14 protein-coding genes and 1 pseudogene are annotated in these 17,245 nt (G+C 34.0%); 4 read left to right on the top strand and 11 right to left on the bottom strand.

Going from position 1 to position 17,245, the window contains the following annotated elements:
* Positions 1-165: 165 nt before the first annotated feature.
* The 9 genes from BCER98_RS02835 to colA all read right to left on the bottom strand — a co-directional run bounded on the left by BCER98_RS02835 (position 166) and on the right by colA (position 10,095).
* Positions 166-969 carry an ankyrin repeat domain-containing protein gene (locus BCER98_RS02835; RefSeq protein ID WP_081428344.1) on the bottom strand — a complete coding sequence of 268 codons (804 nt, stop codon included), beginning with the start codon at positions 967-969 and terminating at the stop codon, positions 166-168.
* Positions 942-1,535 carry an alpha/beta hydrolase gene (locus BCER98_RS02830; protein ID WP_049759237.1) on the bottom strand — a complete coding sequence of 198 codons (594 nt, stop codon included), beginning with the start codon at positions 1,533-1,535 and terminating at the stop codon, positions 942-944. Before BCER98_RS02830 ends, BCER98_RS02835 begins: the two co-directional genes overlap by 28 nt.
* A gap of 90 nt (positions 1,536-1,625) precedes the next feature.
* The gene (locus tag BCER98_RS22375; RefSeq protein WP_049759236.1) at positions 1,626-1,829 is read right to left on the bottom strand and encodes an alpha/beta hydrolase; all 204 of its coding nucleotides are present in this window, start codon (positions 1,827-1,829) and stop codon (positions 1,626-1,628) included.
* A gap of 50 nt (positions 1,830-1,879) precedes the next feature.
* Positions 1,880-2,035 carry a hypothetical protein gene (locus BCER98_RS22370; protein WP_157671218.1) on the bottom strand — a complete coding sequence of 52 codons (156 nt, stop codon included), beginning with the start codon at positions 2,033-2,035 and terminating at the stop codon, positions 1,880-1,882.
* 200 nt (positions 2,036-2,235) lie between these two features.
* Positions 2,236-2,490, bottom strand: coding sequence for a biotin/lipoyl-binding protein (locus tag BCER98_RS02820; protein WP_011983601.1), 255 nt, complete (start codon positions 2,488-2,490; stop codon positions 2,236-2,238).
* 147 nt (positions 2,491-2,637) lie between these two features.
* Entirely contained in the window at positions 2,638-4,620 is a 1,983-nt protein-coding gene (locus BCER98_RS02815) for a methyl-accepting chemotaxis protein (protein ID WP_011983600.1), read from the bottom strand.
* A gap of 205 nt (positions 4,621-4,825) precedes the next feature.
* The gene (locus tag BCER98_RS02810) at positions 4,826-6,385 is read right to left on the bottom strand and encodes a flotillin family protein (protein WP_011983599.1); all 1,560 of its coding nucleotides are present in this window, start codon (positions 6,383-6,385) and stop codon (positions 4,826-4,828) included.
* Positions 6,386-6,397: 12 nt separating this feature from the next.
* Positions 6,398-6,946 (bottom strand): NfeD family protein, encoded by a 549-nt coding sequence (locus BCER98_RS02805; RefSeq protein WP_011983598.1) that lies wholly within the window; start codon positions 6,944-6,946, stop codon positions 6,398-6,400.
* A 245-nt stretch (positions 6,947-7,191) separates the two neighbouring features.
* Entirely contained in the window at positions 7,192-10,095 is a 2,904-nt protein-coding gene (gene colA / locus BCER98_RS02800) for a collagenase ColA (protein WP_011983597.1), read from the bottom strand.
* A 235-nt stretch (positions 10,096-10,330) separates the two neighbouring features.
* Here colA and opuD point away from each other — a divergent pair, with 235 nt between their 5' ends.
* Positions 10,331-11,881, top strand: coding sequence for a glycine betaine transporter OpuD (gene opuD, locus BCER98_RS02795; protein WP_011983596.1), 1,551 nt, complete (start codon positions 10,331-10,333; stop codon positions 11,879-11,881).
* Positions 11,882-12,168: 287 nt separating this feature from the next.
* Positions 12,169-13,929, top strand: coding sequence for an S-layer homology domain-containing protein (locus BCER98_RS02790; RefSeq protein ID WP_011983595.1), 1,761 nt, complete (start codon positions 12,169-12,171; stop codon positions 13,927-13,929).
* Positions 13,930-13,975: 46 nt separating this feature from the next.
* Here BCER98_RS02790 and BCER98_RS21585 read toward each other — a convergent pair.
* Positions 13,976-14,128 (bottom strand): annotated as a pseudogene (locus tag BCER98_RS21585) (sporulation protein YhbH); the annotation flags it as partial.
* Positions 14,129-14,882: 754 nt separating this feature from the next.
* On the opposite strand from BCER98_RS21585, the gene BCER98_RS02785 reads away from it, so the two are divergent.
* A complete protein-coding gene (locus BCER98_RS02785; RefSeq protein WP_011983593.1) occupies positions 14,883-15,260 on the top strand; it encodes a helix-turn-helix domain-containing protein in 378 nt (125 codons plus the stop codon).
* A 95-nt stretch (positions 15,261-15,355) separates the two neighbouring features.
* Here the strand turns inward: BCER98_RS02785 and BCER98_RS22365 are convergent, their stop codons facing one another.
* Entirely contained in the window at positions 15,356-15,523 is a 168-nt protein-coding gene (locus BCER98_RS22365; RefSeq protein WP_164468635.1) for a hypothetical protein, read from the bottom strand.
* 123 nt (positions 15,524-15,646) lie between these two features.
* On the opposite strand from BCER98_RS22365, the gene BCER98_RS02780 reads away from it, so the two are divergent.
* The gene (locus BCER98_RS02780; RefSeq protein WP_011983591.1) at positions 15,647-17,194 is read left to right on the top strand and encodes a recombinase family protein; all 1,548 of its coding nucleotides are present in this window, start codon (positions 15,647-15,649) and stop codon (positions 17,192-17,194) included.
* Positions 17,195-17,245: the final 51 nt, after the last annotated feature.

The raw sequence follows: 17,245 nt of genomic DNA, 5'->3' as shown, positions 1-17,245 counted from the left end.
TTTATGTTTCATAAATAGCTTGTCCATATAAAGTAATATAATACTTTCTAGTAGCTAGGTTCACATGATAAGAAATGATGAATAAAAATAATCATGTATGATCCTCCAACTATAGAAAAAAGTAAGAAATCATGATGTTCCTGACCTCTTACTTTTTCTTTCATACTACTCTATCGTTTCAAGTGTTTCGTTCGCTCCCGCTTCTTTGAGCATATTTACGATTTCTGTAAAACCTCTTCTTTCTGCATGCTCCAAAGGCGTTATCCCTTCACGATCCGCTAAATTTACATCTGCTCCATGATTGATTAGTAGTTGCACAACTTGTTTATGATTCTCACTACCATTTCCTAACACAATTGCCTTAAGTAAAGCTGTCCATCCATCATCATTTTTATCGTTCACATCAATATCTGTACGATTTAATAGCTCTTCGACTACTTCGACATGCCCTCTCTCAGCAGCTGGAATAAGTGCTGTCCCACCAGAACGGTTTGTTTCTCTTACATTTGTTCCAGCATCAATTGTTAATCTAACAATATCGACATATCCTTCAGTACTTGCATAAAGAAACGGATTGTCTTGCTTTTTATCCTGTAATTCAATATCAGCCCCTGCCTGAATCAAAGCCTTTACAGTTTCAACATGATTGTAATATGTTGCAGCCATGATAGGTGTTTCTCCTTGGTCACCTGTTACATTTATATTCGCTCCGTCTTTTATTAACTTAATAGCAGTTTCTGTATCACCAAGCGTTGCCGAAAGCAATAATTGCTTATCCATTAAGTTCATGCTCTTTTCTTCTTTTTCCTTCTGTTTCTTTTCACTTTTCACATGAACTGGCTTCATTTCAGGTTCTTCTTGTTTATCACAAGCCACTGCCATCATTAATAACCCCAATAACATACATAATAAAATCTTTTGTTTCCTCACACTTACAGCTCCTATGAAAGATAATGTTTTTTTAACCATTCCTTCATTACATGTAATAATTCTTCTTCAATAGTTTTATCCAGAAGTCCCTTATATTCCTTCCTTAATCGAAGCATTGTGTGCTTATGTTCAGCATTTCTTAAAACATGATTCATGTTCGGAATGATATGCCACTCTGCTTTATCATGAACATGTGAAACAATTCGCTTCGCATATTCAGGAGGCACCTGTATATCCCTTCCTCCTGTAATTGCTAAAACTGGGCATAATACTTTTTCTAAATATGAAATTACATTATATTGTAACCGTTCTCTTAACCATTTGGCATCTAACTTTATACTTTTTGTCCAACTGCTGTTTTCTTCCAAAAGTTGTACTTCCCTCATCATTTTATCATTTCTTAATTTCATATGATACGGTATTTTGAAAACCTTCCATAACCAGCTTACAAATCTAGAACATCTCTCGTTCACATGATTTTCTATTTTTGCTTCTAATATAGAATTTGCTGGTTCCACCGCACCTGCAAGCATAATGAAACCAGCAACAGACTCCTTACTATAAAATGAAAATTTAATCAGTAGGGGGTTTTCTTCATCCTCCACTGATTATGAGCCCTCACCAATCGGGCTGTTACGGGCAGCCCTAATCCCCCCTATCTTCCTTTCTTCTTTCTAACTCTTGAGGTGGGAGTCTTACTGTCCTAAAATAGCGAGATAAACCGCTGGTGCTAGTAGCGCTCCTTCGCCATATCCTGCGATAATGATTCGTTTTGGATCTATGAGCGGATGAGCTTTTAAAAAACGAACCCACAAAGTAGCATCATCAATTAAATCTTGTATTCCTATTTTTCTATAATTCCCTTTACTTTTACAACCTCTCCGCTTATCATAACGCAACACCGCAAATCCTAATGCTGTCCAATAATAAGCTAATTCTTTATATAAGTTTACTTGTAAACATCCAACATTTCATCACGATCCAATTTTCCAGCATCACTAATCATCATAATTGCTGGATATATTTCCGCGTAATATGTAGGAATTGTTAAAGTGCCTTGAAGGGGAGTAACACTTTTGATTGTTACCAACAATTCTTTTCCCATTGTTATTCTCTCCCTATCTTTTTGAAGATAGTCGGAACGAAAACAGTTATAAGTTCTTCCTTTTACGCCTTATGTTATCGTATTAAAAGTGAAATATAGACATTCCATTTCTTCTAACGAAATGTTGTACAGTTTACAATGAATGTGCTTGGAATGAGCCTCTAACCAAAAAAGGTGTGTAGTAACTTCTACGCACCTTTTTATTCACAACCTGTAATGATTAAATCATCTTCTAATGTTATTAATAGTGTGTCCGTATTCACTTTTTGACCAACTTCTATATTTACCGCTCTTATATTTCCGCTAATACCAACTGCAACCTTTTCTAATGTCCCATCATTTTTGCGAATCATCATTAACTTTTCCCATTCATAAACATAGGATGACTCATCAACAAAAATCTCTTCTACCACTCCGATACACGGGCTATAAATTTCTTCAATTATTACTTTCATTCAAAACCTACTCCCTACTTCACACGTCTCTATTTTCTCATCTATTCTATCACCCTTGTCTTGAACAAATTATATTTTTAAATATTCTAAACAAAACTTATGAATACTGTAAAAGCGGAGTAGCCTTCCCCACTCCGCTTTTACCTCTTATACTCTAAATTTCCCTATCATCTCTTGCAATTCTTCAGCCATTTGTGATAAATGTACTGCTGCTGAATTAATTTCTTCCATTGAAGCCAATTGCTCTTCAGAAGAACCAGCGATATTTTGTACACTTGCTGCATTTTCTTCAACTGTTGCTGCAATTTCATTCATAGATGAGCTTACTTGGTTCGCATCCGTCGTCATACGTTTTGCGATTTCTGCCATATTATGAATTTGTGACACAGTATCATTTGTAGATTGTAATATTTCCGCAAAGCTTTGTTTTGTTTCATTCGCAACAACAATCCCTGATTCTACTTCTGCTCCTACTTGATTCATCGAACCTACAGTTTGTTTTATATCCGATTGAATTTCTACAACTAGTTTTCCAATTTCTGTTGAAGATTTCCCCGATTGCTCAGCTAATTTTCGAACTTCATCTGCTACAATTGCGAAACCTCTGCCATGCTCGCCTGCTCGCGCCGCCTCAATCGCTGCATTTAGTGCTAATAAATTTGTCTGCTCCGCAATATTTTGAATGACTTCAAGAATCTCTCCAATTTGTTTTGATTTATCCTCGAGCAGTGTAATTACTTTATCTGATTGCGAAACAGACTCATGAATTAATTTCATTTGTTGAACAGTCTTTTCGACTAACTTCCCACCATTTTCAGCTTTTTGTTTTGTATATGCAGACGCATTTGATACAAGTGAAGAACTATCCGCAACACGTTGAATGCCTTTTGTAACTTCTTCCAGCAACATTGCACCATCTTCAACTTCTCGATTTTGTATTTCCGCACCGCTTGATACTTGCTCCATTGCTTTTGTAATTTGCTCTGTCGCTTCACTTGCTTGCTTCACACTAGCTGTTAATTCTTCTGATGAGGCTGCTACATGGCCTGCTGACAGATTAATTTTGGAAATTAGATCATGTAGAGCTGTTGCCATTTCATTAAAGCTAATCCCTAATTGCCCAATTTCATCATTCGAATGAACACTCACCTTTTCTGTTAAGTCACCTTCACTAATTTTTTTCGAGGACATAACAAGTTGTTTTAACGGTTTAATAATAGATGCAATAATGAAATAAATTAAAACCCCACCAATTAATAAAGAAATACCTATTACAGTTAATGTTTTGAAAAAAATTGGTGCAGCTGCTTGAATGATTTCTGCCGAAGGCATAATACCTACTATTTTCCACCCTGTTTTCTTATTTGTTTCAAAAATTACATTCCGTTCTTCACCGTCTTGGACAAATTTGAAATCTCCTTTTTCTTTTTGATACAGCTCTTGTATTGCTGAGTCTTCTAATTTTTCACCTGGCTTTTTCGTTGGATGTGCCACCACACGTGTATCTTGATCAAAAATTGCTACATACCCTTGCTTACCGATATTAACCATTTTTGAAGTATTTACAATATCATTAATAATTAAATCAATACCAAGAACACCACTTTTATCCTCATTTTGTTTTGCTAATGTAATCACTATGTTTCCTGTCGTTTTGGATTTATATGGAGCTGTTACAATTACCTCTCCGTTTTTTTTCACCGCCTCTTTATACCAATCTCTTTCTGTAGGATTATATCCTTCTGGCATTTCAGTAACCGGTGATTGAATAAACTGCCCATTATTAGATCCAGTATAGATGGCCTCCAATTCTGGATGTAACTGATTATATTCTTCTAATTTATTCTGTATATTTTGAACTTGATCCCCTTGATAACTCGCTTCGGTAAATAATTTTGTAAAATATTCAGCATCCACTTGCTTCTTATCTAGTTCTTTATTAATGACATTATTTAAAATTTTTATGTTATCTTTTGCTGTTTCCAAAATTGTATCATTAAAATTTGTTTTCGCTTGTAGATAAGACGTCCAACCAATTACAATACTTGGAAGAACCAAAATGATAATATATGATACAAGTAATTTCGTTTTTAAACCTATTCCTCTCAATTTCTTTTTTCCTTGTTCCATTTCTCTGTCTCCTTTATATTTTGTTCATAGATATTTCGTGATAGTATCCATTTGTAAAAATGATGACATAATTAAGTCTTACATATATTTTTAATTCTATATAAAACGAATAATGAAAACAATATATAAGATTGTCTATTTTTTTTAATTTTCAACAATACAAAAAGAGCTTCTGATACGTGACCCAGAAGCTCTTTTTGTATTATTATTGTTTATCGTTCCTTTGTTCTTCTACCACTTGTACAGGAAGCTGCTCCTTTACTACTTTCTCCACCGCATCTTTTCCTGCGAAACTTTCTAATAGTTCTTTTAAGTCAATACCAGAAGAAGCTTTCAATGTTTCTTGCATCGTTGCCATTAAGTCTGTTGCATACCCTGCAACTTTTCCAGCACCGCTGTTTTTTCCACCACCGCCTGTATCAACAACTGTAATCTTATCAATATTACTAAGCGGACTCGCAATTTCTTTCGCATAGCTTGGAAGCATTTTCAGAACCATATCCATAATTGCTGCTTGCCCATATAATTCAAATGCTTCGGCAATTTTTTGTTTTGCTTCTGCTTCCGCTAAACCTTTTAGTCTAATAACATCTGCTTCTGCAGTACCTTGTGCTTTCTCAACTTCTGCCTTCGCTTCCCCTTGCGCCTTTTCAATTTCTGCTTTTGCTAACCCTTCTACACGTACTTCTTCAGCCCGTGCTTTTGCTTCCGCTTCAATCTTATATTGATCTGCATCCGCTTTTTTCATTTGTCTTACTTTTTCTGCTTCTGCCGCTTGCTCAACTGCATAACGATCTGCATCTGCTTTTTTCTTTACTTCAGCATCATATTGTTTCTCACGACGAGCAATTTCTTTTTCTTCTAATTCAATTTGTTTTTCACGCTCAATAATTTTCACTCGCATTTGTTCTTCTGTTACATTTTGTTGTGCTTTTGCTTGCTGTAATTCATAGGAAAGATCCGCATCCGCACGAGCCTGCTCTTGTTCTTTCTTATATGATTGCACTTTTAACTCTTTATATTTTTCTGCTTCTGCAATTTGAGCATCGCGTTGATATTCAGCTTCTTTCGCTTCCTTTTCAGCACGTGCTTTTTCAATGCGCGCTTCTTTTTCACGCTCTGCATTTGCAATTTGAGCATCACGCTTAACAGTTGCAATTTGCGGTTGACCGAGTGCATCTAAATAGCCATTTTTATCTGTAATTTCTTTAATTGTAAAAGAAACGATGCGAAGTCCCATTTTCTTTAAATCTGAAGACGCTACTTCATGTACTTTCTGTGCAAATTGTTCTCTATTACTATATGCATCTTCCACCGTCATCGAGGATAAAATCGCTCGTAAATGCCCTTCTAATACTTCTTTTGCCTCCACTTTTAACTCTTCTGTTTCTTTTCCTAAATATTGTTCTGCTGCCGTTGATACTTCTTCAATTGTTGAGCCTACTTTAATAATGGAAACACCATTTACAGTAACTGGTACCCCTTGTTTTGTATACGTATCACGCGTTCCAACTTCTAATTTATAGTTTAATAAACTAAGAGGTTCTGCACGCTGCATAATTGGTACAACAAAAGTACCTCCACCACGAATAATTTTAATTTTCTTTCCATCATCCGTCGTCACAACATTTTTACCACCGCCAAGCCAGTTTCCTGTGACAATTAAAGCTTCATCTGGACCAACGGTGCGATATTTCGTGATAAATACTAAAATAAGCAAAAGTAAAATTGCGAGTAATACACCACCAATAATTAATGGAATCATGTAAACTCCTCCTTACCACTTTGGTTTTTTTAAAGAATGAGCAATATTTCGTACAAGTAGTACTCCATCTTGTACTCCTTCTATCATTACTTGTGTACCTTGTAAAATATCCTGCTTTCCAACCGTTTTAGCTGGTATCGCATTACTTCCAAATTTTGAAGAAATTAACACTTCTCCAAATCCTTCCTTTGGAATAGTAATAATGACTTCTCCTCTGCAACCGATAAATTCCTCCATACCATGTACTGTATTTTGTTCAGATTCAGCAATGGGTTTTAAAATTAATATTTTCATAATAAAAACACCAATCAGTGATATACAGAGCGAAAGAATAAAGATAACGATACTATCTAAAGACAATACATATTCACCAATATAACTAAAACCACAAAGCATAGCTAAGAAACTTAGTAGCAACGTGACAATAGAAGTAGATCCACCTCCAAAGCTAAATACAGATTCAAAAATATCTCCAAAAAAGATGTAAATCACAGTAAGAATAGTAATAATAATAAATCCGTATAAATAAATTGTCTCAAGTGGATACCCCAATACAGACATGCCCGCTGTCCTCCTTTCTCTTTCATACTTCTTTTTTATATGTATGCTTCACCTCTTTCGATATTTTTTCACAATTTTCAGTCATTTATTCTTTAAAAGAAAAACCTGTCGTACAGGTTTCCTAAAAAAGAACAGGAGGAGCCTGTCGTGACAGGCTCCTCCTAAAAAACAACCGATATATTGTATATTTATATAATATATCATTTCCCATAAAAAGTAAAGTTTCGTATACATCGGACATACACTTATTTTACTGATAATGTGTATGTCCCATTTCCGTTATCAAATTTATATACATATAAATAATACTTTCCTGGTTTTGCTTCAAATTTCCCTTTTATATCATTTCCATTAGCTTGGCCATACGCAACATAATTTTGCATATCTGATTCATGATGAAGAACCCATGTCATCCCAATGTTATGTTCATTTACAACAGAAATATCTATATTTTTTGAAGAAGTGACATCAAAAGTATAAATATCTGTACGATCTTCATTCATAAGACTACCTTTTATCAATGTATGGAATGCAATAGGATTCGCTTCCTCCAGACGATTATTTGGTTCGGATTCTACCGTTGTTTCGTGTCCTTTTCTAACAGTAACGGTTGTTTCGGTTTTCGCTTCTTTTCCTTTATCGTCTTTTACTGTTAATGTTACTTTATATGTTCCTTCCTGCTTATATACATGTTTTGGATTTGCTTCCGTAGTTGTTGTACCATCTCCAAAATCCCATAAGTAAGAAGTAATTTTTCCATCCTCATCTTTGGAACCATCACTATTAAACTGAATGGCTTGATTTACATTTCCATTGTATGGACCATTTATATTTACAACTGGAGCTTGATTTTCTCCACTATCTGTTGCGATACCATGAAATACAACATCGTATTCGAATTGATTTTCTGCATTTACACGATAGTTCACAAAATAAGCTGTAACTGTTTTATAACCGCTCCATTCCTTCTGAGTCAATTTTTCTAGAGATTGGTTGATGTGCTTACTCATCTCTTTCCAGTCCTCAGCTTCTCCCTTTGTCGTACTACCTGTATACGTTCCTTCTACCGTAAATGTATCAAAAAATTGGGACTTATGCTTTTTAATCGTTGCCCCTTTCAGATTCGTTGTATCCTCGATATCTTTCTTCACTTCTGTTAATGCCTTTGGTGCATGCTCTGCTAAATAATCATCTGATACCTCTGGCACGTTATATCTTTCTTGATTATCAATTAATTTTTGCATATACGCCTGGTACTCAGTATTTAAATTCGCATCCTTACTTAAAGCCTCACGATATGCATCATAATTCTTCACATCATTCGCTCGAATTAAGTCTTGAATTTGATCAAATATTTCAAAACGATGATTATATAAATAGGACTGTAGTGCAAAAGAATAGTTATAAAAATCCCATGAACCATATTTTGCAAATAATGTTCGTTCTGCTGTATAACGATTTGCAGGATCAGATGATAATCCACTAATTATACTTTTACGTGGAATAACATTGTTCATACGAGTAGATCCTGCAAAGAACTCTGCATTCCCTTCTTGAAACCAAGTTAATCTCTCATTTTGATACATATCTCCTTCTCCAAATAAACCAGGAACCTCATATCTCCCTTGTAAATAATGAGTAAATTCATGACGGAATAACTCTTCTAAACTATAAATACTTTGTTCTGGGGTACGTTCATATGTAAAGAAAGTTCCGTCTTGTTCAATATAAATTCCACCATTATTTGTTTCATATCCATATAGTTGTCTATTAAGCTTATATTCATCTGGACTATTATAAATAACAACTGTTAGCACATCATCCGGATTACCTGGCTCTAGCGCTTTATCATTTCCAATCACACGATGATATTGCGCTTTTACTTCTTTAGCAGCCCAGTACAATCGCTTCACTTTTTCTTCTGTTACTTTATCCCCTGTTTTAAATACAATAGATCCATCATCAAATGTATATGTTTTTGGCAAGTACCGTTGTTTTCCCTCTTCACGTATTTTCTCTGCATCTATTTTATTTCCATTGTAATCTTTTCCGCCATAATTCGTTTTAATCTGCTCTACTGCAACAAAATAAGCATCACTTAAATGCGGATACATATGCATTGCTTGTGTAACAACTGCTAATCCTTTATTTGGGTCACTATGAAATTTCCCTAAACGACCTGCAAAATAAATGCCATTATTAATTAACCAACTATTTTCTGTTGTTACATGCTGTAAAAGCGCAATACGGCTCACTTCATTTACAAAAGCATCCATTTTACCGTACCACATTGTTTGATTTGCTTCTTTATACGAAGCATACACATAAGAATCTATATCATAATCAATCCCTTGTATAAGACTATATACAGCTTGCCCTTTCATAAAATCGCTTACATAAGTAGCGAGATTATCATTGTACTGTTTTAAAATATTTGCTGCATATTGCACTGTTTCAACATCGCTCGAAGCGTTACTAATTAATTTCCCGTATGCAGATACTACCGTATCTTGTTGTTCTGTCCCAAGTTTAAAGTTTGGATTTTTCGCAATGGCTTTTAATGCTGGCAAGCATTTATCATGGAAACTACGCTCATTTAAATAGTTTAATTCTTTATGATAGAAACCAAGGTAAAAAGCTGAACGTAACACTTCAACAAATGTATCAATTCCTTTTGCATCATCTTTTGTAAATGTACTCCCACGACGACCTAATTCATCAATCAGAACTTGCATTCTTTCCTTATTTTGATAAAACGTTTTTGTGTCTTGATTAAATTGAAATAAATCTGTGATTTGATTCCAACGAATATTTGCCAATGTATCAATCAATTCTTCATTATTCATTTTATTGAAATCAGCCATAGAATAACTTTCTTGAAACTGTTTAGATTCCGTTCTCTTCATTCCAAAAGCTGGACGTTGAGAAAAATCTCCCGTTCTTAATCGTTCTTCAAAAGATAATGTTTTATTTTCCTGCGAAACATGAGCAATTTGATCCGTCTGAGTTTCAACTCCAATCGGCTTCATTTGCATGACATTATAAGGTATTTTTTCTTCTGCTGATACTTGTGTTTGAATACTTCCAAATGATAAAGCTACTGTACTAATACCGAGCATCATTTGCGTAATTTTTGATTTCTTATTCATAATAACTTCCTTTCATCTTTATATTTCTATATTAATTACTTAAAATTTAACATATTATACTAGTAAAATAATGTAAAATGCAATATTTCATATTATTGTTTGATAAATTGTGAACATTTCTCAAACAATATCTCTACCTTATAAATTCGTTAAAAACCGAATTTTTTGACATTTAAACTCGTTATTGTTATAATAAATATAATTATTAACTTTATTAAATAAAAGGTGGGATTCTATGATAAAAAAAAAGAACAGTGTATTCTATATCTCCATCTTGCTTACAACATTATTTATTATATGGGGTGCGATTCCAGCAAGTTGGATACAAGGCTATGATTTACAAAGTGTTACTTCTTCATTAAACTCATTTATCCTCAATAAGTTTGGATGGTTTTACTCTTTACTTATGACCACAATGATTATTTTAGCTGCTTATTTAGCTTTTTCAAAATATGGTTCAATCCGTCTTGGTAAAGATGATGAGAAACCAAAATACAGTTACCTGTCTTGGCTTTCTATGTTGTTTGGAGCAGGAATGGGAGTTGGTCTTCTCTTTTATGGAATTGCTGAACCAATTTCGCATCTTGGTTCACCGCTTACTGGTGAACCTGGGACAGAACAAAGCGCAAAACTTGCTATGAGATATTCTTTTTTCCACTGGGGACTCTTCCCTTGGTCACTATATGCAATGGTTGCTTTAACAATCGCATACTTTACATTTCGAATGAAAAAAGGTAGTACAATTAGTGCTACAGTTACTCCTTTATTTAATCGATCGAAAAACTCTCCTATCGGAAAAACAGTCGATATTTTAGCTGTTTTAGCAACCGTCTTTGGAATTGTGCCATCTGTAGGAATCGGTGCACAACAAATTGCAGGAGGCTTAAACTATTTATTCCCTTCTATTCATAATACCATTAGTACACAGCTCATACTCATCGCCATTTTTACTATACTGTACTTAACAAGTGCACAGACTGGTTTAGATCGTGGGATTAAATATTTGAGTAACTTAAACTTCTCCCTAGCAAGTATATTACTCATTTCCTTTTTATTTCTTGGACCAACTGTCTTTATTATGAAATATTTTACCTCTACAATAGGTTCTTATATCGGATCACTACCAAGTATGGGATTAGAATTAGGAGCCTTTAGCAAAAACTCCTCTTCATGGATTGAGAATTGGACCATTTTCTATTGGGGCTGGTGGATCTCTTGGTCTCCATTCGTTGGAACATTTATCGCAAGAGTTTCCCGCGGACGTACGATTCGAGAATTCATTTTTGGCGTAGTTTTCATTCCAACACTCATTTGTACATTTTGGTTTGCCGTTTTTGGCGGTACTGCTATCCATATGGAAATGTTCCAATCGCTTGGAATTGCTGATGAAATCGCCAAAAACGGCACAGAAATCGGATTATTTTCCGTTATTTCTCATTTACCATTCTCAACGTTCTTAACAATTATAAGTCTCGTGTTAATCGCAACGTTCTTTGTTACATCGGCTGATTCTGCAACATTCGTTGTTTCTATGCAAACGAGCAATGGGAGCTTATCACCAAAGAACCATTTAAAATTAATTTGGGGATTAACAATTGCAGTCATTGCTGCTATTCTCTTACGAGCTGGCGGACTAAAAGCCTTGCAAATTGCAGCCATTATCGCTGCCTTGCCATTCTCATTTGTTGTCATTTTAATGATTACTTCATTATTTAAAGCATTGCGACAAGAAAACGTTGCTATGCAAACGAAACAAGCAACAAATACTATTAAAAAAGTAATGTAATGTAATGTAAAGCACCTCTCGCTTATTGAGAGGTGCTTTTTATGATTGACACTCAATCGTTTGATAGCATTACAAGTCTTAAAAGAATTGTTGGGAAAAAATAAGGAACCTAACTACTTCTTCGATATTTGAAATAGAACATATATATAGAAACATTTCCTTCATATACATATGATATATCACTTAAAAAATTTAATGTATAATATATATTGTTATATTCTTTCAGACTTTTCAACATAAATTGAAAATGCCTAAAGAAAATAAATGATAGATCAGGAGAAATTAGAATGTACACAAAACTATTAAAATCAATCACTTCACTCACACTAATTGGAAGCGCTCTATTATATACACATACTGATACCATCAAAGCTGCTGAAGTGCCCTCTTCTTTTTCTGATGTTCCCCAAAAACATTGGGCATACCCTGCTATTACGACTTTAGCAAGTCAAAATATTATTGCAGGCTATGGAAACGGAAAATTTGGTTTAGGTGATGTTGCTACTCGCGAACAAGTAGCCGCTTTAATTTACCGCGTACTATTTCCTAATAAAAAGAATGGCACTTTCAGTAATGATAATACTCGCTATATTTTAAAAGATGGCTCACAATTGAAAAATCCTTATCGTGACATTACGCATTCTTCTACCATGTTTCCAGAAGAAATTTTAGCACTTACAGATTTAGGAATTTTTAAGGGGGACGACCAGGGAACCTTCAGACCAAAAGATTCTATAAGCCGAGCAGAGATGGCACAAATTATAAAAAATGCCTTTCATCTTTCTACAAAACAAGGACATATATTTCATGATATTCCAAAAAACTTTTGGGCAGAAGATGCGATTAGTGCTATACAATCCAATCATATTGCAGCTGGTACAGGCGATGGGAATTTTGAACCATTCAAAACTGTAACTCGTGAACAATATGCCCAGTTCTTATACAATGCTTTAGAATATAACAAACAAGCCAATGGAAATATGAAACAACAAGCTAATACCCCACCAAAAGATATGCAATTACTAGAGGAATTTAAACATGAATTACAAAAGCATATCAATGCCTATGAAGTAAACATTACACTTCCTTATAAAACACAAAATAGTAATAGGCAGGAAGTGATGGATATACTTTTTAATGCGTACAAAGAACTGATGAATACAAATGAATATGCGAATTATACACTAGCCCGCACTTCATATTCTCTCTCTGGTTCACCTGGTAATTATCGTTTTACTTTAAACATTACATACCGTGAATCGAAAGAACAAAGAGAATATGTCATGAAACAAACAAAAGCAATTGTTCAGTCTATTATTCAAAGTGGCATGGATGATCATGAGAGAGTAAAAGCCATTCACGATTACGTTGTAAAACATATTGCCTATGATACTTCTTACCATGCTTATACAGCATATGAAGCACTAGCAAACCGTTCCGCTGTTTGCCAAGGTTATGCACTATTAACCTATCAATTACTAAAAGAAGCTGGAATAGATAATCATATTGTAACAGGCACTGGAAATGGAGAGCCACATGCTTGGAACTTGGTGAAAATCGACAATAAATGGTACCACCTTGATACAACATTTGATGATCCTATTCCAGATGAGCAAGGAAGAGTTATGTATTCCTATTTCAATGTAACAGATGAACAGCTCTCAAAAGACCACCAATGGAATCGTAACGCATATCCAACGGCTACTACAAACTATTACAATGAATTAATCAATAAAGTCTCAGCTGGCAGTCCAAAATCAGCGAGCTATGAACAAATATTAAAAGACACAAAATTAATGTATCAATCAAAGCAATATGTTGCTGACAACTATGAAGAACTAACAGCAAAATTACAACAGCAATTCTCAGCAAAACCTGAAAAAGTTGAAGTTCTTTATAAACAATCCGTGCAAAATGCTATGCAGGACATCAAAAAAGCCCTTGCAGAAATCCATCTACCAGCTGGTGCACAAAGAGCTTCCTACAAAGCTACACCATACAGTGCAAAAGAAGGCTACTCATTTATAACAATTACTTTTACATATTAAAAATACGCCAAGGCATCTATAAAAGATACCTTGGCGTATTTTATTACTATGCCATTCTTTCACTGGATTCTTCCCTAAAAAAGCTCTTCATCGCATGAAATACATCTGCTTTTTGCTTTAAAATATAATATCTAAATTTTTCTTCCTTTATATTTTTATAGGCTGACATCAGTGTACTGTGGCGATTGTACTGGTTTAATTAGCAAAGATATACCCATACTACAATTCTATATAACTATTGTATATAAATATATCAAGTTAAGAATTATAAGAAGGTATTCCTAAATGACATCCACAATACCCAATATAAACTTTTTCATCTTCTTCATCTACATAGTAATGAATTCTGGTTGTACGACCAATTTTTATATGCCATTCAAATAATCTTTTTCCTTTAGAAGGTATATTAAGCTCTCTTTTTCCTTCTAAATTTAGGTGTTTGTATCATCCTTTTTGATTCTCCTAAAATTTCATAACCTGTTTGTTTTAAAAATATTTCTTTTCTATCTTCTTCAGATACTCTCTTTTTTAATAATGATAATTCAATATACTATCTTCACCAAGAGATTCTTAAATTTTAATATCCATAATTTAGTATGTTTTTTGTATACTAAATCAACTTATTCTCTTATACTTAAATGTATTTTAAATGAGCTAGCATCCAATGACCGAGACTGCTTCATTCAAAATAGAGTTCTCTATCCTAATTACCGAACATGTTTATTCCACTAAATTTCTGTACATCATAATAAATATAATCAAGTTTTTGTCATAATGGAATTAAAGAATTTCTCAATGGTATCAAACTCAGTGATTAAGTATATGTGGTATACGCTTCAAACCATTTTTGAGCTGATTCTGGATCATGAACATAACTTACTGATGTAATTGTAATTTTCTTTTGTTTATTCATTTTATGTATTCCTTTCAATAAATCCATGGAGGTTAGTCTTATGATAAACGAAATTGGTAAACACATTCGTACACTACGTACTCAAAAAGGCATTGGACTAAACACCTTTGCAAAACAACTTGGCGTATCACCAGCCTATTTAAGTAACCTTGAAACGGGAAAGACGGATACCATTCAACTTTCATTATTACAAAAGCTACAAGATGAGCTTCACCTCATTACAATAGATAATTCATCCTTACCCCTTGATGAAACAAAATATAGAATTGCTCGCGCAAGCACCCTATTACATAACTTGATACAACAGGATAAAGCATTTGGATATTACTTATTAGAAACCTTAGAGAAAGGGATTGATCTATCTCCAGTTTCACCTACCTTCCATAATAATGATCAAGATTATTATTTACAGAACTAAAAAAGCTATTCATCATTAAAAACACTTATTTATTTTAATGAATAATTTAATCGAAAAAAGAGGAGCATATCTCTTAATGAAAGAGAATGCTCTTTTTATTTTTCATCTTCTTGGCAACTTACTGCCGCTTCAACTATAGACCTTAAAATCGGATTTTTCTTTTCCCATTCTTGTTGAAACCATTCTTTTTGTTCTTCTTTTCCCATTGATGCAAGTGGCGAATGGATTATGACTTTTGTATTACCGAATTGGAATTCTTTCATCATATCCCCCCCTTGCATTATATGTATGCAAGACAGGAAAAAAGACGAACTATCATTTTCATAGGACAAGCTAGCTATACATATCCATAACAATAATACTAGACAAGCTGGTAGGTGAAACTAATGTATCGTCCAGAAGAACTTGATGTATTTATTTATTTACGTAAAAGCCGTAAAGATCTAGAAGAAGAAAAAAAAGCAATGGAACACGGACAACATTATGATACACTTGAACGTCATCGAACTCAGTTATTAGAACTCGCTCATAAAGAGCATCATAATATCATTGATATTTTTGAAGAAGTTGTTTCTGGTGAATATATATCTGAAAGACCTATGATGCAAAAATTACTTCGTGAAGTAGAGACTGGCATAGCTGATGCAGTATTAGTAATGGATTTAGATCGCCTTGGTCGCGGTGATATGGTAGATCAAGGAACAATTTATCGTGTATTTCGTTATTCAGAAACATTTATTATTACACCAACAGAAGTTATCAATCCTAATGATGAAAATCAAGAGTTAACCTTCAGTATAAAATCTTTAATTGCACGGGAGGAATTAAAAACAATTGTTAAGCGTATGCAGCGTGGTAGAAAAGCTTCCGCAAAAGAGGGAAAATCAATCTCTCGTGTTCCAGCTTATGGATACCTACGAGATAATAACTTAAAACTTTATCCTGATCCTGAAAAAAGTTGGGTAATACCTAAAATTTTCGAATTAATGGCAAATGGAATAGGTAGACAAGCGATTGCACAAGAATTAGATAGATTGGGTATTGCTCCTCCTGAAGGCGAATATTGGAATCCTTCAACTATCTCATCCATTATAAAAAACGAAGTATATCTTGGTCACATTATTTGGGGGAAAATCCGTTACATTAAACAAAACGGGAAATACATTCGAAAAAAAGTATCAAAAGAAAGATGGCAGCGACATGATAACGCTCATCCGCCACTTGTATCAGAAGAATTATTTCAAAAGGCTAATACGGCTCATAGTAAACGCTGGCGACCACCAACAATTAAGACAAAAAAACTTTCTAATCCATTGGCAGGCCTCTTGTTATGTGAGCTATGTGGGCATTCTATGCTTTATCAGCCACGAAAAGATCGCCCTAATCCTCAAGTACGTTGTGTACAGCCGTCATGCAAAGGAGTTCAAAAAGGTGCTTCTTTGGCACTCGTTGAACAGCGCATACTTGATGGATTAAAACAAATTATCGAAAGCTTTGAGATACAAGAAAACATGGTACAACAAAAGAAAAGAAAAAATAATATTCATCTACAACAAAAAGCTTTAGAAAAGAAAGAACAACAAATGATTAATTTGCAAAAACAAAAAAATAATCTCCATGATTTGTTGGAGAAAGGTGTATATGATGTTGAAACATTCTTAGAGAGGCAAAAATCTATTGCTGTACGATTGAAGACTACGCAAAAGGCAATTGAAGAGCTTAAACATGAAATTAAAAAGATATTAGAAAAAGAAAAACATATACATGAATTTGTTCCGAGAATCAAAAATGTTTTAGAGGCTTATTATGCAACGAATGATATAGAAAAGAAAAATCGCCTTCTCAAGTCAGTGCTTGAAAAGGCTACATATTTAAGAAAAAAAATCTGGCAAAGAAAAGATGAATTTTTAATCGAATTATATACTAGAATATAGAACAGATAAAATAAAAAACTAGGCTACACTTTTCTTAAAATACAAGTAATT

Source organism: Bacillus cytotoxicus NVH 391-98 (assembly GCF_000017425.1).
In the GTDB taxonomy this organism is placed as follows: Bacteria; Bacillota; Bacilli; order Bacillales; family Bacillaceae_G; genus Bacillus_A; species Bacillus_A cytotoxicus.
Note: the sequence above shows the minus strand (reverse complement) of the source record. Positions and strands in the feature narration are given on the sequence as shown.